This window comes from Serinibacter arcticus, assembly GCF_003121705.1.
Lineage (GTDB): Bacteria > Actinomycetota > Actinomycetes > Actinomycetales > Beutenbergiaceae > Litorihabitans.
The window spans coordinates 1,831,207-1,849,913 of sequence record NZ_PYHR01000002.1; the positions used below are offsets into that span (position 1 = coordinate 1,831,207).

Below are 18,707 nucleotides of genomic sequence, written 5' to 3' on the forward strand. Positions count from 1 at the left end.
AGGAAGGCGACGATGACCGAGTTCTCCGGGCCCCTGAGCCGGGCGCTCCCCACCTGGCGGACCGCGGTGCGCGCACCGCACGGCCTCGACGGACCGCCCGGCGGCACCGCGCTGCCCGCGCCCCCCGCGACGGACCGCTCCGCGTGGCGGGCGGACCGGCTCGACACCGTCACGGTCACCGACCTCCTCGCCCGGGTCGCGACCGACCGCGGGGCCCCGTGGCCGACCCCGCGGGCCCGCGACCTCGCCCGCCTGCACCGCGACGGCGATCGCGACGCCTACGAGCAGATCGTCTTCGCCCGCCAGGCCCGACTGACCCGCGCCGTGCTCGCGGCCGCCACGACCGGCGAGGAGTGCGACCTCGACGAGGTGGCCGACGGCGTCTGGTCACTGTGCGAGCAGAGCACGTGGTGCTGGCCCGCGCACGACGACGTCGGACCCCGCCGCGGCTGGGTGCTGCCGTCGGCAGGCGATCCCTACCTCGACCTGGGCGCCGGCGAGGTCGCCGGGCAGCTCGCGTGGGTCGACGCCGTGCTCGGCGAGGCGCTCGCGGCCCGCTGGCCAGGACTCCGCGAACGCGTCCGCCACGAGGTGGCCGTGCGGGTGCTCGACCCGTTCCTCACCCGCCGCGACTGGCACTGGATCGGCCTGGACGGCGACGTCCACAACTGGAACCCGTGGATCCACGGGAACGTGCTGGTCAGCGCGCTCGTGCTGGCCGAGCCGGCGGTGCGCGCCGACGCCGTCGTCCTCGCCGTCGAGGGCATCGACCGCTACCTCGCCGCGATGCCTGCCGACGGGGCCGTCGACGAGGGCTACGCCTACTGGTGGAACGGTGCCTGCCGAGCGATGGAGGCGCTGCAGGTGCTGGCCCACGCCACCGACGGCGTCGTCGACGCCCGCGAGCTCCCGCTGCTGCGGGCGCTGGTGGCCTTCCCCGCGCGGTCGCACCTGGGCGGGGAGTGGTTCCTCAACGTGGCCGACGGTCCGGCCCGCCCCGGCGACCAGCCGTGGCACTCGCTCCTGCGGGCCGGCACCTGGTTGGGCGACGCCGATGCGGTCGCCTTCGCCCGCGCCCGCCGCGACCCCGCGCGCGCCCTCACCCGCGACACCGACGGCCTCGGCCGGTGCGTCCTGGCCCTGACGGACCCGCGGTGGCGCGACGCCGCCGCGGTGCCGGTCGCCGCGCCCGTCGATGCCGACGTGTGGTGGCCGTCGGTCCAGGTGCGCCTCGCGCGTCCCCGCCCCGGCCACCGCCTCACGCTGGCCGTCAAGGGCGGTCACAACGGCGAGCACCACAACCACAACGACGTCGGGGAGGTGGTGGTGGCGCGCGACGGTGTCCCGGTCCTCGTGGACGCCGGCCGACCCACCTACACCGCCGCCACGTTCGGCCCCGACCGCTACGACACCTGGTGCCTGCGCAGCGAGTGGCACAACGTCCCCGCGATCGCCGGGCTGGAGCAGGGCGTCGGCGAGCGCTACGCGGCCTCCGACGTCGTCGTCCACCCGCGTGGCCTCGCGCTCGACCTCACCGGGGCCTACCCCGGCGTGGTCGGCACGTGGCGACGGACGGCCGTGCTCGCGGAGGACGGCCGCGCCGTCGTCACGGACGTCTGGGAGCTGCCCGCGGGCACGCCGCCCACGCGCTACCACCTGGTGCTGGCGGGCCACGTGCGCGCGGACGGTCACGACGGCGTCGTGGTCACCCCCGTGGAGGGCGACGGCGACGTCCGCATCGGCTGGACGCTCACCGATGCGGTCGCGAAACGTCCCTCCCCCGAGCCCGTCCTCGAGGAGATCGCGTTGACCGACCCGATGCTCGGTGACGTCTGGGGCTCCGCGCTGACCCGCCTGACCCTCGCCCTGCCCGGGCCCACCGGCACACTTACCCTGGTCGTCCGAGAAGTCGAGGAGACGTCATGACCGATCTTCCGTCGCTGCTGCCCGCCACCCGCCGCACCCAGCTCATGGCGGTGCTCCAGCGCGAGGGCACGGCGCGCGTCAGCGAGCTCGCTGCCGCGACCGGCGTCTCCGCCGTCACGATCCGGCGCGACATCACCCAGCTCGCCGAGGAGGGTCTGGTCACGCGCGTGCACGGCGGCGCGACGCTGGCCGCTCCCTCGGAGCCCGGCCCGGCCCCCGCGACCGCGACCGCGGGCGCGAACGGCGTGGGCCCGACGTCCGAGTCGGGCGAGCGTCACGAGATCGGGATGCTGGTGCCGTCGCTCGACTACTACTGGCCCGACGTCGTGCGTGGCGCCGAGGCGGCCGCCCGCGATCTCGGCTACCGCCTCGTGCTGCGCGGCTCCTCCTACGAGGCCGACGACGACCGCCGTCAGCTCGCGCGCCTGGTGGAGCGGGGCGTGAGCGCCCTCGTGGCCGCGCCCCGGCTCGACGTGCCGAGCACCGACTCGACACTGGCCTGGCTGGCGGGCCTGGACATCCCCGTGGTGCTCGTGGAGCGCGACGCCACCAGCCGCTCCCACCGGGACGTGCTGGAGTCGGTCACCACCGACCACGCCCTCGGTGCCGCGATGGCCGTCCGCCACCTCGCCTCGCTCGGTCACGCACGGATCGGCCTCGTCACCAGCCTGCACTCGCCCCACTCGAGCGCGATCCGCGCCGGCTGGGCCGCGGCCGCGCAGGAGTGCGGTTTCTCCCCCGCCGACACCGTCGAGGCCGAGGTCCCGGACAAGTCCGACCCGGCCTGGGACACCCTCCTGGACGAGGTGCCCGAGCTGTGCCGCAGCACCGGCACCACCGCCCTGCTGGTGCACGCCGACTCCGAGGCCATGACGATCGCCCAGCACGCCGACAAGCACGGCCTGGTCGTCCCGCGCGACCTGTCGGTGATCGCCTACGACGACGAGGTGGTCAGCCTGTTCTCCCCGCCCATGAGCGCTGTGCGACCGCCGCGCAGGTCCGTGGGCAAGGCCGCCGTGGAGCTCGTGGTGGCGCGCATCGACGACCCCGATCGCCCGATCCACCGCATCGTGATCAACCCCTCGCTCCGGGTGCGCGACACGTGCACGCCCCCGCAGGCGGCCTCGGTGGGGACCGCCTCGTCCTGAACGACGCGCAGCTCCCGCTGCTCGACCCGGACGACTCGCCCGAGACGTCCGGGGACGACGGCGCCCCGGCCCCTCGCAGGAAGGACCGGGGCGTCGTCGTCTCTCACTCGTGCTTGTCGGCCCACCGGAACAGGAACGCCGCCATCGCGTCCCGGTTCACGGAGCTGAACGGACGGTAGTAGGACGAGCCGTCGTTGCCGTGCCCGACCCACCCCGTCGCGATCTGGTTCTCCGCGAGCCAGCTGATCTCCGCGTAGAACTGCGTGCTCGGCGCGACGTCCGCGAACGCGGACGAGGCCGGGGCCTCGTACGCCGGGGAGTCGGCGAGGCGGTAGAGGAACGCCGCCATCGCGTCACGGGCGATCGGCTCGAGGGGTCGGAACTCCGCCCCCGCCGCCGTCGCCCAGCCGGTCGAGATCCCCTCGTGCGCGAGCCACGTGATCTCGCGGTAGAACTGGTTGCTCGGGTCGACGTCGACGAACGGCGAGACCGCGGGCGCCTGGAACTCCTCGTCACCGGCGAGCCGGAACAGGAAGGCCGCCATCGCGTCCCGGGCGATCGGCTGCAGCGGCCGGAACTCGTGCTCCCCGCCGGGCAGCTCCCAGCCGGTCGAGATCTCGCGCTCGGCGAGCCAGGCGATCTCCCGGAAGAACAGCGAGTCCACCGGCACGTCGACGAACGGGGACGTCGTCTGCGGCGGGGCGGTAACGGTCACGGTGAAGGTCGCCGAGCGGGAGACCTCACCCACCACGGCCGTCACGGTGACGACCTGCTCCCCGAGCACCTGGGCGTCGAAGCCGCTGACGGCCAGGTCGCTCGCGGCGATGACGCCGGTGCTCCCGTCGGAGTACGTCGCCGTGACCACGAGCCCGGTGAGGTCGAGGACCCCGCCCTGCTCGTAGGCGACCGTCGTCGGCGGCGTCGTGACCGCGATCGAGTCGAGCACCACGGGCTCGACCTTCTCGTTGACCCCGAGCCAGCTGATCACCATGGCCTGGTTGCCGCCGTTGTTCGCGACCCGGTAGACCACCTCGCCGTCGACCGGCATCGTGAACGGTGCGGTGACGACGGCGCGCTGGCCGTTGGCGGTGCTGGGGAAGTTCACCCCACCCACCGGCACGACGGTCGTGCCGCCGGCGCCGTCGGGGACCTCGACGGTCATGGTCATGTTGCGGTTGCCGCCCGAGGCCCACCACTCGGTGTGCCCGCTCGCGATCTCGTACTCGCCGGCCGGGAGCGTCAGGCGGTAGGTGAGCGGGGTGCCGGCGTTCGCCGTGTACCAGCCCGTCTCGCGCATCTTGTCGTACGGGGTCTGGTTCAGCAGGCCCTTGGCGGTGTAGGTGGCACCACGTCCCCAGCCCGTCTGGGCCGAGTACGCGCCGTCGCCCACGTCGTTGAGGAGCGCTCCGCCGTCGGCCTCCACGAGCGCCTTGACCGCCGGGTGGGCGGAGGCGCCGGTGACGGCCGGGGAGTTCGCGTCGATGAAGTAGCGGACGTCGTCGGGGACGACCTCGACGTGGGCGCTCACCACCAGCGAGGGGTTGTTCTCGAAGACACCGTCCACCTTGACCGTCGCGTACGGCTCGGCGAACGCCGGCTCGTTGACGATCCAGGTGACGGCGGCGTCGATCTGGCCGCCCGCCTGGGAGACGGCCCGGACGGTCGCGGGCAGCTCCGGGACGGTGCCGACCTCGGTGGCCAGACGCCCGAGCGGCGTCACGACCGAGACCGGAAGCTCCTCCGGGTCGACCTGCTCCGGGACGTCGCCGCCCGAGAGGACGACGACACCGTCGAGCGTGAACGTGCCGCTGGCCACGGTGATCGTGACGTCGTGCGGCTCGTCGGTCAGACCGCGCAGCCAGTAGGACGTCTGCCGGTCGCCCGTGCCGCCGACCTGGGCCGTGCGGACCGGGTCGTCGTCGACGGCGACCTGCAGGGTCGCGCTGCCGCTGGCGCCGGTGAGGTTGACCCCGGTGCCGTCGGCCTCGAACGTGACGGACTGTCCCGCGGTGAGGCGGCTCTGCGTGCGGTTGAGGTGGGCGAAGCCCGCCTGGATGAACTGGCGGCCTCCCGGGTAGCTCATCCGGGAGTCGGCGTCGTCGATGACGGTGCCGAACCAGGACAGACCCTCGATCGGGGTGATCGAGAGGTTGTCGAACTGGTTGTTGGAGAAGCCGCTGACGAAGGCGATGCGCCCGGCCATGACCGGGTTGCCGCTCGTGTCGACGTAGCGCGCGAGCTGTCCGCCGTCGAACCGCACGGTGATGATGTTCTCGCGGGCCTCGACCTCGAGGGTGCCCCACCCGGCGGGGTCGAACCCGGGCACGGTGCCCTGCTGGACGACCTGCCCGAGCTTGCGGAGCTCCCAGCGACCGTCCTGGTAGATGCGCGCCGTGTAGGTCGCCAGGTCGGCGCCCTGGGCGACGACCTGCCGCACGCCGATGCCGACGAAGTTCGTCAGGCTCGCGTTGCGCACCTGGGTGTCGAAGCGGACGTCGACGGCGGCGGTGTAGTTGGTCCAGCTGTGGTCGCCCAGCACGGTGGCCGGGGTGTCCGTGGCGAGCTTGTTCATCGAGCCGTCGCCCCACGGGTTCCACGTGAACGGCCGGATGCCGGCGTGGATCTGCTGCTGCATGACGTTGCCGCGCGCGGGGTCGCCGGAGTCGACCACCTCGAACGCACCGTTCTGGTCGGCGGTGTAGCGGGTCTTGCCACCGCGCCGCTCCAGGTAGTCCATGGGGACGCCGTTGATCTCCTGGACCGGGTAGTCGTCGTAGGAGTAGTCGTCGGTGTAGGGCAGCGCGAGAACCGTGTCCGTGGCCGGGGAGGCGTACTCGCCCGACTCGTAGGGCTCGACGGTGCCGTGGATCCCCTGGTGGAGGGTCGAGAGGGTCTGGATCGAGTACGGCGCGACCTGGACCTGGTACGCGTCGTGCTCGACGCCGCCGATCGTCTCCGTGCGCACCGGCAGGAGCTTGCCCGGGTTCTGCAGGTAGTTGGCGTCGATCGCGTCACCCGCGCCCGGACCCGTGGTCTCCCACACGAACAGGGGACGGTCGCTCTCACCGAGGTTGGCGACCTTCACCTCGAAGTTGCGCACCGTGGCGGTGTTGTTGGCGTGGACCTGGGTGAACTCGGGGTCCTCCCCCTCGGCCACGTCGGCCTCGGGCGTGCGCAGCGTGAGGTAGGTGCGCGTGGAGGTGTCCACGAGCGTGCCGCCGTCGCCCTTCGTCCCGTCGCCCAGGCTCGCGCCCTCGATGTACTCCCAGCCCTTGTCGATGAACTGCATGAAGTGGCGCACGAGCACCACGCCGATATCGCCCTCGTAGTAGCCGGACCACGGGTCGGAGGCGCGGATCAGGCTCTTCGGCAGGTACTGCGAGCCCTCGTACATCGCGCTGACGGCGGGCTGGAACAGGAACGACGTCATGTGGCCGGGGTTGTTGATCGACCCCTGCCAGCGGTAGGCGTTGATGAACCGGTCGGCGATGTCGACGGGGCCCACGGCGCCGCCGATCCCGCCGCGGTTCGGCTCGACGTTGAGGCGGTACTCCGGCTCGATCATCGGGGCGACGCCCTCGGAGTACAGCACCTCCATGCCGTACTCCTTGTTGAGCCGCGTCAGGCCCGGGTCACCGGCGATGTCGTAGTGGTAGCCGATCGCGTCGATCTGCTCCAGCGCCTCCGGGCTGGCGAGGATGAGGCTCGAGACGCGGTTGACGTTGCGGTAGGAGTCGAGCGCGACGATCTTGATGTCGGAGTAGTCGTAACGGGCGTCCGCGGCCTCGGCGTCGGCCTCGAGGCGCTTCGCGAAGTCCACCGTCCAGGCCAGCTCGGTGGCCATGTAGTTGACGTGCACCTCGTTCTGCGAGGGGCTCAGGTAGTCGAACTCGACGCCGTAGGTGTCGTACGCGGCGTCGACCGTCTCCTTGTACCACTGGTAGCGGAGCTCGCTCGAGTTGTTCGTCCACGACGGCTCGGCCCAGCGCAGCGCCTCGACCTCGATGTCCGGGTTGAACGTCTTGGCGTCGGCGATGAAGTGGAAGCCGGCGCCGCGCAGCACGTTGGCGGGCTCGTCGGCGGTGCGCTTGGTCGCCGGCTCGGTGCCGGAGGACGTGTTGACGTCGGCGCCGAGCTCGACCTTGATGTGGCGCAGGCCCGCCCCCGTCTCCGGGTCGAAGAGCAGCTCCATGATGCGCCAGTAGACGTCCGGCTGCTCCTCCTTGTAGTCCAGGAGGAGGTTGGAGGTGTTGTTGCAGTTCACGGACCCGAATCCGCCGAAGGTGTTGAACGGGTTGCCGTCGGCGTCTCGCTCGACGTCCTCTCCGTTCACGAGGATCTCGGCCCACTGCTGCACGTTCTCGTACGTGAGCGTGGGGAGGTCCTCGGGCGCGATGATGCCCGCGGCCGTGGGAGCGGCGTCGGGGTTTCCGGGGTCCGCGCTCGCGCCGGGCAGCACGAGCAGTGCGCCGGAGAGCCCGAGCGCGGCCGTCGTCAGGCTCGCCGCGGCGAGCCTGAGGGATGGCGTCCTTGCCATGTGTGGTCCTGTTCGTCGGTTCCCCCGGCGTCCGGACGGGAGCGAGGGGTCGGGACCGGCGACGGCCCGTCCCTGCCTCGATCACCCGTGGCCGGGTGTCTGGAGGAGAGCTGGGTGATGACAGGTGTCGTGTGACAGGTGTCGCGGGGCCAGGCCGGAGCATCGGTGCCGCCGAGCCGCGATCCCTCCGCCCCGCCGTGCCGGGATCGCCGGAACGTCAGTGCGCGAAAAGGATCGTTTGTGATCACCTTTGACGAGAGCCAGTCAATCACGCCGCGAGACGAACAGCAACGGCCTCCTCTGGTCTTTAAGTGATCATTTCCGATCACTACGCTGTCGGCGCTTGACCCTGACGTAACGTCAGCCTCTAGCGTCCCGACCATGACGATCACCGTGCTCGACACCGACCGGAGCATGCAGGCCGTGCTCGACGCCCCCGTCTCCGATCGCGCCGACGTCCTCCGCACCGCGGTCGCCCCCGTGGCCGAGATGTACCGCTACTTCCCGGGGAGGTCGATCTCGCGGAGATGCACGCCCACTCGTTCGGGTTCCCGCTGCACGGACGTGACGGGACGGTGCGGGAGGCGCTGGCGGCGCTGCGCGACGCCGACGCGTGGGGGCGCATCCGTCACGCCCTCCGCGACGCCGTCGCCCACCAGGTGGCGGTGCTCCCCGGCGTCGTCGTCCCCGACCTCACCGTCCTGCTGGTCCTCGGCGACCCGGACGACGTCTACTTCATCGACACGGTCCGCGGCTTCAGCGGCAACGGCAGCGCGACGGGCTACCTCTCCCTCACGCTCTGGCCGACGCCGGAGAACCTGCATCGCCTCGAGGCCGCCGCCGTCCACGAGCTCCACCACAACCTGCGCTACGCGCCGGGCGGCGTCGTGTGGGACCCGGCCTCCGTCGTCGTCGGGGAGCAGGTGGTCTCCGAGGGGTTGGCCGACGCGTTCGCGCGCGAGCTCCACGGCGACGCCGGCTACACCCCGATCGGACGGCCGCACCTCGACGACGACGCCGTACTCGCCCGCGTGGCCGGCGGTCTCGACACGGCCGGGATGCAGTCGTTCGTGGCGTGGGTCCACGGCGACGAGGCCGCCGTCCGCTTCGGCGCCGAGCCCGTCGGCCTGCCGACCGGGGCGGGCTACGCCGTCGGGAACCGGCTGGTCGACGCCTACCTCGGCGCGACCGGGACGACGGCGTCCCGGGCGCTCCACGTGCCCAGCAGCGAGATCATCGCCGTCGGGCTCGCGGCGCTCGGCCGGGGCTGAGGGCCGCTACTCCCAGCGGGCGGCCTCCGGGTCGACGCCGCGCGCCCGGGCAGCGGCGTCGATCGCGTCCCGCAGCCAGGAGGTCAGCCCCTCCTGGAGGTCCTCGAGCTCCGCGGTGAAGCCCGGTTCGGAGGCGTAGAGGCGACCCATCACGACGTGCATCGACGGCGTGACGTGGAAGTGCGCACCCATCGCCGCGCGGTGCCGCTCGGCGAGGGCGATCGCCTCCTTCTGCCCTGGGCCGACGCCGGTGCCGCACGCCTGCGCCATCTCCCGGAGCACCTCGCGGGTCTCGTGGACGACGTCGGACCAGTCCTGCGCGCTCCGGCCTGCCGAACGCTCGGCGTACTCCGCCCACTGCGCCGTGTCGCCCCACCGCTCGCGCGCAGCCGCGCTCCACCCCGGGTCCCACCCCGGCCCGAAGACCTCGGCCGCCTCGGCGGCCGGCAGCAGGACCCCCCGCTCGTCGGCGGCCAGGACGGCCTCGACGTCGGCCGCGACCTGCTGCAGGCGCGCGATGCGTTCCGACAGCTCGCCGCGCCGCCGGACCAGCTCCGCCCGGCGCTCGGCCGCCGTCGCGGCGAGGAGTCCCGGGATCTCGGCTAGCGGCACTCCCAGGTCGCGCAGCAGGAGCACGCGCCGGGCGCATGCGACGTCGGCCGGCAGGTAGGCGCGATAACCACCGGAGGACCGGGTCGACGGCGTGACCGCTCCGAGTGCGTCCCAGTGGTGCAGCGTCCGGATGCTCACCCCGAGGGCCCGGGCAACCACGCCGACCGTGACCGCCTCGCCCTCACCCTCGCCCGACGTCGGCGTCGGCGTCGGCGTCATCTCGGCCTCAGCCTGCGAGCAGGTGCCGGAAGAACCGCACCCCGCGCACCAGCGAGTCCGCGGCCACGTGCTCGTCGACGCCGTGGATCCCCGCGCGCTGCTCGGACGTCATCGCCAACGGCGCGAACCGGTAGACGGCGGGCGTCAGCCGGGCCGCGAAGCGCGAGTCGCTCGCCGCGAGCATCGTGTACGGCGCGACGACGGCGTCCGGGTAGGCGTGGCCGACGGCAGCGGCGATCAGAGCCCATCGCTCGTCGTCGAGCGGGGAGACCGGCGTCGGCTCGCTGGCGGCGAGCACCCGCACGCTCGCGCGGGGACCCCGACGCCCGACGGCGGAGCGCACCACGCGCTCGACGTGCGCGACCGCGTCGGCGACGCTCGACGTCGTCGCCACCCGGAGGTTGACGACGGCGCTGGCGCGCGAGGCGATGACGTTCGGCGCGGACGAGCCCCGCAGCACGGTCGCGGTGGCGGTCGTCCGGACGAGGGCCCCCAGCTCGCCGCCCAGCAACGGCAGCACGCGGGCGAGCGGCCGGCGCAGCCCGTCGGCCCGGCCCACCACCCAGCGCAGCGGCAGGGGCAGGTGGGGCGCGACGGCGTCGAACATCGCGACCACGACGTCGTCCACCACCGCCGGGTGCGGGTGGCGCTCGATCGCGGCGAGGGCACGGCCGAGCGCGGACACGACGCCGCGGCGGGGCGGCGTGGAGGCGTGACCGGCGTGGGCCGGGTCGGACTCGACGACGATCTCCAGGTTGACGACGCCCTTCTCCGCGACGCCGACCACCGCCAGCGGGCGCGTCAGGCCGGGGAAGGCCCCCGTCGCGACGGCGCCGCCCTCGTCGACGACGAGCGCCGGCACGACACCGCGCTCGGCGAGCAGGGCGACGGCGGCCTCGGCCGAGGGTCCGTCGCGCTCCTCGTCGGCGCCGAGCAGCAGGTGGAGGTCGTGCGCCGGCCGCCAGCCGTCGCCCAGGAGCTCCTCGACGGCCTCGAGCGTGACGAGCATCGCGCCCTTGTCGTCCAGCGTGCCGCGACCGTGGACGATGAGGTCGCCGTTGCGATCAGGCGCGACGACGCCGGCGAACGGCTCGTGCGTCCAGCCGGAGGCCGCCCAGTCCTCGCCCTTCTCGCCGCGCGGGGCGGGGACGACGTCCTGGTGGGCCATGAGGAGGACGGGGCCGAGCGCCGTCGCACCCGGGGACGTGCGGCCGCTGGTCGTGGCGGTGGTGGTGTCCCCCGCGATCCGCAGCAGCAGCCCCGCGCGGCCGACGGTCTCGACGTCGGCCGCCGCGAACGTCGTCGGGAACATCTCGCCGAGCGCCTCCCGGAAGGCGTCGAAGACGGCGGTCGCGGCGTCGTCGAGCGGGCCGTCGTCGGGGCTGATCGTGGGGATCCGTACGAGCCGGGCGAGGCGCTCCGCGAGCCGGGCTGCCTCGGCCCGATCGCCGTCGGGAGCGGGGGGCGTGGCGCTGGCGGGATCCGACATGCGTCCCAGCCTCTCAGGCGATCGCGTCCGCCGGGACGGACGTGAACGCCACCTTCGGCACGGTGAGCAGCGCGACGATGGCGACGATCGCCGTCACGCCGCAGATCGCCCACACCGTGATGTAACCGCTGAGCGGGGCGGCGGTCTCGTCGACCCCGAGGCCCGCCCCTGCCCCCGCGACGACCACGCCGCCGGCGAGCGCGAGCGCGAAGGCCGAGCTCGCGAACGAGCCGCCGATGGTCTTGGTGGTGTTGGTCAGGCCGGTGGCCATCGCCGTGCGGTCGACCGGGGCGGCCGCGGCCGCGGCGGCGGGGAGCGCGGCGACGAGGGCGCCGGAGCCGAGGCCCGCCACCACCATGCACGCCACCACCTGGACGACGGTGTCGTGCAGCGGGATGAGCCCGAGGTACCCGATCGCCACCAGGCTCGCCGCGCCGATCAGCACCAGGCGCGGAGTGAGGGCCGCAGAGATCCGGGAGAACAGACCGGCGCCGATGAGCAGGCTGAACACGTAGGCGCCGATGATGTACGACGCCTGGGCGGAGTCGAGGCCCAGCCCGTGCCCGGTGGCCGGGTCGGTGCGGACGAACGTCGACAGCGGACCCTGCGCGCCGAGCACGCTGACGCCGAACAGGCCGGCGGTGAGGAAGACCGGCCAGAGCGCGGGTCGGCGCACCAGCGCGATGTCGATGAGCGGTGAGTCGGTCCGCAGCTGGAGACGGACGAACAGCCAGCCGAGCGCGAGCCCGACCAGCACCAGGAGCCCCACCCAGATCGTGATGCCGTCCAGCCGGACGAGACTGAGTCCGCCCGTGACCGCCAGCAGCGCGAGCGAGAGGACGACGGCGCCGCGCGTGTCCACCGCGCCGCCGCCCCGCTCCCCGGAGTCGGGCACGAGGCGCCAGACGACGACGAACGCGGCCGTCACCAGCAGCGCCGGCACCGCGAGGACGAGCGACAGGCTGCCCGCGAGCAGCGTTCCGAGCTGGCCGGCCAGCAGCGCGCCGCCGATCGCGCCGGCCTGGAGGGCGACGACGATGACGCCGGTCGCGCGCCGGGTGACGGCGGCGGTGTCGGGGAGCTTGCGGGCGCGGGAGTAGATGATCGCGACGTTGAGCGGCAGCCACACGACGTAGAAGCCCTGCAGCGACCAGGCGAGCAGGAACAGGGGGAAGGTCGGGGCGATCGCGACGGCCCAGGACGCGAGCGCCGTCACGGCGAGCGAGCCGATGAGCACGCGGCGGTGGCCGAAGATGTCGCCGAGCCGCGCGAGCACCGGGACCACGATGGCCGAGACGAGGAGCTGCAGCGCCTCGAGCCAGTTGATGTCGGCGTCGGGGACGTCGAGGCGGCGTGCCACGTCGGAGAAGAGGGGCGTGTAGTAGCCCTGGAGCACGCCGGAGGTGATCTCGACGACGACGAGCGCCCCCACCACTCCCCCGGCGATCTTCGCGACCCGCGTCGCGCCGCCGCTGCCACCCTGCTGTGTCGTCATCGGAGGATCGTCGCACCGGGTGGGGCCGGGCGCGCGACGGCGCGGCGGGGCCGGTCGTTCGGCCGCGGCCCGTTGCGCGCAGCGGTGGTCGGTTCGGGGCCGCTCAAGCGACCACCGGTGCGCGCAACGCGGCGGGGCCTGCCGGCGGCCGGGGGTCGTTGGTATCGGCGTGATACCAATCGCTCCCTGGAGGCTGCCGTGGCCATGACTCTTCGACTCGACGACGAGGCGCAGGCTGCGCTCGAGCGGATCGCGACGGCGGAGGGCGTCAGCTCCAACGAGGCCGTACGCCGCGCCGTCCTGGAGTACGACACCAACCGCACCTCGGTGCGGGATGCGTTCATCGCTCGCATCGTCGCCGAGGACGGGCCGCTGCTTGACCGACTCGGCTGACCGCTGTCCGATGACCGTCTACCTCGACGTCGAGGACCTGCTCGCGAGTGCCCGCGCGTTCCTCGGCACCGAGCCCCTCGCGCGCAACCCCGCTCTGCTCGCCTCGGCCCTCGCGCGCTCGACGGCGCAGATGTACGGCGTGGAGGCCTACCCCGAGCTGAACGAGTAGTCCGCGGCGCTGCTGATCTCGGTGACGAACAACCACGCCCTGATCGACGGCGACGAGCGACTCGGCTGGGTGGCCACCCGCCTTTTCTACCTGCTCAACGGCAGCGACCTGGTGACGCCGCACGACGAGGCCTGCGACCTCGTCATGGCGATCGCGGACGGCAGCCGTCGCGAGGTCGCCGACTTCGCCGCCACGCTCGCCGCCTGGGTGCGCCCGGCACCCTGACGGCTCAGCGCGCCGCGAGCTGCTCCATCTGGTCGATCACCAGCGTCACGGCACCAGGCTGCTGGTCGGGCGGGTAGCGGTACTTCACGAGCAGCCGCTTCACCGACGAGCGCAGCTTCGCCTTGACGTCGTCCCGCGAGCCCCAGTCCGTCTTGGCGTCGCGCCGCATGATGATCACGAGCTCGCGCGCGATGGTCGCGAGCGTGTCAGTTCCCTGCAGCTCGACCGCCGACGGGTTGGAGGCGACGGCGTCGTAGAAGGCCAGCTCGTCGTTCGAGAGCGGAGGATCGAACTCCGCGCCCCTCGCCCCCTCGGCGAAGATCTCCTCGCCGAGCTCGAACAGTGCCGACATCACCTCCGCCGACGTGAGGTTGGCGTTGGTGTAGCGCGCCATGATCTCGTCGAGCCGCTCGCTGAACGCCCGCTGCCGCACGAGGTTGCCTCGAGCGACGCTCCGTGACTCGCTCATCACGAGGTTGCGCAGCTGCTCGATCGCGAGCTGGTGATCGTCCTGGGCGCGCAACCTATCGAGCATCGCCCGCTCGAACGTGTCGATCCGCACGGGCTCGAGGCCGGCCGCCTCGTAGATCGACAGCACCTCCCCCGAGGCGACGGATCGCGCGACGAGCCCTGCCAGCTCCACCTCGATCTGGGCCGGGATGGGCAGTCCGGCCGCGCGTCGTTCCTCGGTGTCGAGCTTGCCGATCACCACGCGGACCGCGGAGAGGAACTGCACGTCGCCGCGCACCGCCTCGAGCTCCTCCTGGCGTCCGGCCAGCGCCCACGCACGCTGCAGCTGACCCGCCGCCGTCCGGAACTCCGACGACGGCGACGGCGCCTCCGGATCGGCCCCCGGTCGGGGCGTGCGGAGCCAGCTCGCCGTCGTCATCACGGCCCGCAGGAAGTCGCGGCTCTGCTTCGCATCCCGCAGCCGCGTCCGCCAGTCGAACCCGACGAGGCACTCGGCCGCGGCAGCCAGAGCCTCGTGGACGAGGGCGACGGCGTCCTCCACGGTCCGCCCGACGGGTCGGGTCTCCTGGTCGCTCACCGTGTACTCGGCGAGCGCCGCCGCCAGGTTCTCGGTCACGGGCGCCGACGCCACGAGCAGGCCCGCGTTCTTCCGCCGAAAGGTGCGGTTGACCCGCGCGAGCGTCTGCATCAGCAGCGCGCCCTTCATCGGACGGTCGAGGTAGAGCGTGTGCAGCGGCGGAGCGTCGAACCCGGTCAGGAGCATGTCCTTGACGATGACGATCTCGAGCGGGTCGGCGGGGTCGGTCAGCCGCTGCCGGATCGCCCGGTTCGCCGACTCGCGCCGCACGTGGTCGACGACAGGAGCGGTGTCGCTCGCGGTGCCGGAGTAGACGACCTTGATCACGCCCTCGGAGTCCGCCTCGGCGTGCCACTCCGGCCGGAGCGCGACGATCTCGTCGTACAGCCGGGCGCAGATCTCGCGGGTCGCGGCGACGACGAGCGCCTTCCCCGGTGCCTTCTCCGGCTCCGATCCCGACACCAACGCCGCCATCGCTTCGCGCCGGGCCTCCCAGTGCTCGACGATCTCCCTCGCAAGGACCTCGAGCCGCTGCGGCGCCCCGTAGACGGCGTTCACGCGGGCCACGCCCTGCTCGATCCTCGCCCGCTCGACGTCGTCGATCCCCGCCGTGATCTCGTCGGCGAGCTCGTCCACCTCCTCGGGCGAGAGGTCGGCCGACTGCTCCACCTTGAGCAGTCGCGGCTCGAAGTAGACGGGGACGGTCGCGCCGTCGACGACGGCCTGCGTGAGGTCGTAGGTGTGGATGACCTCGCCGAACACCGCCCGGGTGTCGCGGTCGGCGAACGAGATGGGCGTGCCGGTGAAGGCGATGAGCGTGGCTCCGGGGAGCGCGTTCTTGAGGTGCCAGGCGTACCCGTCGAGGTCCTCGTAGTGCGAGCGGTGGGCCTCGTCGACGATGAGCACGATGTTCCGGCGGTCGCTGAGCCGGGGATGGGCGGCACCAGCGTCGCGCTCGGCCTTGCTGAGCCCGAACTTCTGCAGGGTGGTGAAGTAGATCCCGCCGGTGCGGCGCGCCGACAGGTTCTGCCGCAGCGTCGCGCGGGACGTGACCTGCTCGGGCTTCTCGGGGAGGAGCTCGCTGCGCGCGAAGGTCTCGTAGAGCTGGCCGTCCAGCTCCGTGCGGTCGGTGACGACCACGATGGTCGGGTTCCGCAACGCCGGGTGCTTGAGGATCTTCGCCGCGTAGAGCTCCATCTCCATGGACTTGCCCGACCCCTGCGTGTGCCAGACGACGCCGGCCCGGCCGTCCCCGGCGACGGCCGTCACGGTCGCCTCGACGGCGGCGCGCACGGCCGCGATCTGGTGGGGCTTCGCGACGCGCTTGACGAGGCCGCCCTCACCCGAGTCGAAAGCGACGAACCCGTCCAGCAGCTCCAGCAGCCGCTCGGGCGCGAGCAGTCCGTCCGTGAGCTGCTCGAGCGCGTAGGCGAAGTCCTCCTCGGCCAGCGCGACCTCGGCGGCGGTCTCCACCTCACCGAGCGGTGCGGTGACGCCGTCGGCCGCCGCCTCGGCTCCCTCGGGCCGCCGCGGGGTGCCGTCGGCGTCCACGTTCCAGGGCGAGTAGTGGTTGAGCGAGGTGAAAGGGGTCCCGTAGCGCGCCGTCACGCCGTCGGAGATGACCGACACGGCGGCGGCGCGGAACGCCGTCGGGAACTCCCGCACGTACGTCGCGATCTGGGCGTGCGCCGTGTCGAGGGTGGCCGCGGCGTTCGAGGCGTCCTTGAGTTCCGCGATGACAAGGGGGAGTCCGTTGAGGTAGAGCACGACGTCGAAGCGCCGTTCGAGATCGGGGGTCCGGACCGTGACCTGACGGACGGCAAGGAACGTGTTGTTCACCGCCTCGTGCAGATCGACGATGCGGATCGTCGGGGTCCGCTCGATTCCGTCGTCGTCGATGTAGGTGTGGCGGATGCCGTCGACGATCGCGTCGTGGAGACGCTTGTTCTCGGCGATCGCGTCGCTGGACTGCGGGCGCAGCAGCTCCGCTACGGCGAGGTCGAGGTGATTGGTGGGCACGCCAGGGTTGAGCCGGTGCACCGACTGCCGCACTCGGGAGGGGATCACGACGTCGGCCCAGGACTCCCGGTTCGGGCGGACGTTCCCGGAGGCGTCCGTCCACGTGGCGCCGGGGGCGATCTCGCGGCCGTGGAGCGACTCCCACCCCAGCTCGGCGAGATGCTCGACGAAGAGGTCCTCGATCTCGGACTCGTGGAACTTCATGACTCTCCCCTGTTGTCGAAAAGCTGACTCATGGCGTGGGCGAAATGCGGCACGCCGGCGCGGCCGACGTGCGCTGACGATCGGCGGGTGAACGAGGATGCGCAGGCATCGATGAAGGCGACGAACATCAGTCCTTAAGTCGCCTCATGGCTCGAAGCGCCTCGTCGTAGTCCGTTCGATCGACGTCGTACAAACCGTCAGCGACCGGCTGGCGCGTGATCTCGCCGAGGAGCTCCCGGCGCTGGCGGGAACGCTTCTCCCGGTAGGCGAGCACGTCGTCGAGCCGCACGAGCCGGTGCTTCCGAGGGCGTTCGTACGGAAGTTCGCCGTCCTCCAGCAGCTTCACCAGAGTGGGTCGGGAGACGCCCAGCATCTCGGCCGCCTGGCTCGTCGTGAGTCGCACGGACACCGGGGCGACCGTCACCGCATCTCCTCGCCGAAGAGCGGAGACGACGTCGACGAGCACCTCGTAGACGTCGGCCGGCAGGTCGACGCTCTCACCTGCCGGGCCCTGCAGTCGCGCAGGCGTCGAGCCGCCGAGCAGATCGGCCAACGGCTTGAGCGACGACGAGTCGTGCGGGGGAAAGAGCGTGTCGGAGTGGGGTCGGCGGAGGCTCGCGGGAGGGGTCGACATGCGCTTATCGTCGTGGCGAAACGAAAGAAACGCAACTGCACCACCCGCCGCAGAACTCGTCCTCGACATTGCTGTCGTTGCGCTCGTCACAGCAGGCTGGCCGGAGGCGCGAACAGACCGCCGTCGTCGATCTCTACCTTGGTGGCTATCGGCGGCGTCGCATCGGCCGCTCGCGCAACCGCCAGCGAGTGACCAAGCGCGGTGGCGTAGAAGTCGGCCGCCGGGCCTGCCAGTTGGGGATCTGACTTCATCAAGGTGCTGAGGGCCTGACGCCACAGTTCGTGCGCGTCGTCCAACAGCACAGCCATCGCAGGGATCTTCGCAAGCGCTGCGATGACCGTTCGGGTCTCGCCGGACGTGGCCGCGCCTCGCGCCTCGCCGTACAGTGCGCCGATCGCCGACACGTAATGCCGGATCGCGTCGGCCGACTGCTCCCGGTCGTGCTCGGCGCGGACGGTTTCCTGATCGTCATCGTCATCCCAGCCGTGCTCGTCCTCGAACAACGTCCCCCACTCGTACGGGTCAGGGTCCTTGATCGTAGGCTTCACCGACCCCCACGCCCCCTTGTCGTCCCAGAGCCGGACCGCGACCGCGCGGCCAATCAGTTCGTCCTCCTCGCAGATCTCATTGGCGGTGGACAGCACGGCGCCGACCTCGTCTTCGACAGCCGTGGAGTCGCCGTCGGCGAGCGCGCCATCGAGGCGCCACCCTGCGCCCTCGAGCTGCTGGGAGTGCACGTCGTCGTCAGGCTCCTGAGCTTCGACCTCGACCTGCTGCCCCACACGCTCGAACCAGCTGGGCTCTTCGAGCTCATCGTGGCTCATTCGGATTCCGCGACCGTGATGACGCCGTCCATGCCGCGGTCGGGGTGGTAGGACCACTGGAACTCGAGGTCGTCCCACGAGGCCGTCTGCCGTCCGTCCACGGACGTCGTCTGACCGACATGACCGCCCACCGAGGACGGCATGCTTAGCTCGCCGAACACGCAGGAGATGTCGACGAAGTCGGCGCCGGTGTACTCGTCCTCGCCCTGGTTGTCGATCGTCAGGGTGGTGCCGCCGTCACCGAGGGCGAACCCGTCGGTATCGCGGACGTCGCACGAGTCGAGTGCGTCGCCCAGGATCGCGGTGCGGGCCTCGGCCGCGGCGGCGGCCGCCTGCTCCTCGGCACGTTCGTCCGCCGCCGCGCTTCCCGCAAACACCGCAGCAGTTGCTACGGCGCCGACCACGAGGCCGATGACCCCCGTGAGCGTCGGCAAGAACCACGAACGTTGCGGAGCGGCCGGCGTCGGCGTCGGCGGAAGAACCTGCGAGGAGGG

14 protein-coding genes are annotated in these 18,707 nt (G+C 72.3%); 6 read left to right on the plus strand and 8 right to left on the minus strand.

The annotated features are described in order from the left end of the window. The first annotated feature begins 12 nt into the window (after positions 1–12). Together C8046_RS08410 and C8046_RS08415 are read left to right on the plus strand one after the other, a co-directional pair. Positions 13–1,926, plus strand: coding sequence for a heparinase II/III family protein (locus tag C8046_RS08410; RefSeq protein WP_109229055.1), 1,914 nt, complete (start codon positions 13–15; stop codon positions 1,924–1,926). After that, positions 1,923–3,074, plus strand: coding sequence for a substrate-binding domain-containing protein (locus C8046_RS08415; protein ID WP_109229056.1), 1,152 nt, complete (start codon positions 1,923–1,925; stop codon positions 3,072–3,074). Before C8046_RS08410 ends, C8046_RS08415 begins: the two co-directional genes overlap by 4 nt. 103 nt (positions 3,075–3,177) lie before the next feature. On the opposite strand, the gene C8046_RS19290 is transcribed toward C8046_RS08415, so the two are convergent. Further along, positions 3,178–7,611 carry a bacterial Ig-like domain-containing protein gene (locus C8046_RS19290; protein ID WP_235866244.1) on the minus strand — a complete coding sequence of 1,478 codons (4,434 nt, stop codon included), beginning with the start codon at positions 7,609–7,611 and terminating at the stop codon, positions 3,178–3,180. A gap of 527 nt (positions 7,612–8,138) precedes the next feature. Here C8046_RS19290 and C8046_RS08430 point away from each other — a divergent pair. Next, positions 8,139–8,882, plus strand: coding sequence for a DUF2268 domain-containing protein (locus C8046_RS08430; protein ID WP_199224417.1), 744 nt, complete (start codon positions 8,139–8,141; stop codon positions 8,880–8,882). Positions 8,883–8,888: 6 nt separating this feature from the next. Here the strand turns inward: C8046_RS08430 and C8046_RS08435 are convergent, their stop codons facing one another. From C8046_RS08435 to C8046_RS08445, 3 genes are read right to left on the minus strand one after another with little or no spacing between them, the layout of a single operon-like run. Beyond that, positions 8,889–9,713 (minus strand): MerR family transcriptional regulator, encoded by an 825-nt coding sequence (locus tag C8046_RS08435; RefSeq protein ID WP_109229057.1) that lies wholly within the window; start codon positions 9,711–9,713, stop codon positions 8,889–8,891. A 7-nt stretch (positions 9,714–9,720) separates the two neighbouring features. Next, positions 9,721–11,202 carry a M20/M25/M40 family metallo-hydrolase gene (locus tag C8046_RS08440; protein WP_109229058.1) on the minus strand — a complete coding sequence of 494 codons (1,482 nt, stop codon included), beginning with the start codon at positions 11,200–11,202 and terminating at the stop codon, positions 9,721–9,723. A 13-nt stretch (positions 11,203–11,215) separates the two neighbouring features. Continuing rightward, positions 11,216–12,697: an MFS transporter gene (locus C8046_RS08445; protein ID WP_109229059.1), complete on the minus strand. Its 1,482-nt coding sequence runs from the start codon at positions 12,695–12,697 to the stop codon at positions 11,216–11,218. Positions 12,698–12,901: 204 nt separating this feature from the next. On the opposite strand from C8046_RS08445, the gene C8046_RS08450 reads away from it, so the two are divergent. From C8046_RS08450 to C8046_RS18665, 3 genes are read left to right on the plus strand one after another with little or no spacing between them, the layout of a single operon-like run. Further along, positions 12,902–13,090, plus strand: a complete 189-nt coding sequence (locus C8046_RS08450) for a CopG family transcriptional regulator (protein WP_199224418.1) — start codon at positions 12,902–12,904, stop codon at positions 13,088–13,090. Between the two features lie 10 nt (positions 13,091–13,100). Next, positions 13,101–13,259: a hypothetical protein gene (locus tag C8046_RS18660; RefSeq protein ID WP_199224419.1), complete on the plus strand. Its 159-nt coding sequence runs from the start codon at positions 13,101–13,103 to the stop codon at positions 13,257–13,259. 21 nt (positions 13,260–13,280) lie between these two features. Then, positions 13,281–13,484: a hypothetical protein gene (locus tag C8046_RS18665; RefSeq protein ID WP_199224420.1), complete on the plus strand. Its 204-nt coding sequence runs from the start codon at positions 13,281–13,283 to the stop codon at positions 13,482–13,484. A 4-nt stretch (positions 13,485–13,488) separates the two neighbouring features. Here C8046_RS18665 and C8046_RS08460 read toward each other — a convergent pair whose 3' ends face one another. The 4 genes from C8046_RS08460 to C8046_RS08475 all read right to left on the minus strand — a co-directional run bounded on the left by C8046_RS08460 (position 13,489) and on the right by C8046_RS08475 (position 18,647). Then, positions 13,489–16,755, minus strand: a complete 3,267-nt coding sequence (locus C8046_RS08460) for a type I restriction endonuclease subunit R (protein ID WP_109229061.1) — start codon at positions 16,753–16,755, stop codon at positions 13,489–13,491. 127 nt (positions 16,756–16,882) lie between these two features. Further along, entirely contained in the window at positions 16,883–17,389 is a 507-nt protein-coding gene (locus C8046_RS08465; RefSeq protein ID WP_109229062.1) for a helix-turn-helix domain-containing protein, read from the minus strand. Positions 17,390–17,475: 86 nt separating this feature from the next. Further along, complete coding sequence (locus tag C8046_RS08470) at positions 17,476–18,213, minus strand: hypothetical protein (protein WP_109229063.1); 738 nt, start codon at positions 18,211–18,213, stop codon at positions 17,476–17,478. Continuing rightward, positions 18,210–18,647: a hypothetical protein gene (locus tag C8046_RS08475; RefSeq protein ID WP_109229064.1), complete on the minus strand. Its 438-nt coding sequence runs from the start codon at positions 18,645–18,647 to the stop codon at positions 18,210–18,212. Before C8046_RS08475 ends, C8046_RS08470 begins: the two co-directional genes overlap by 4 nt. Between the last annotated feature and the right edge of the window lie 60 nt (positions 18,648–18,707).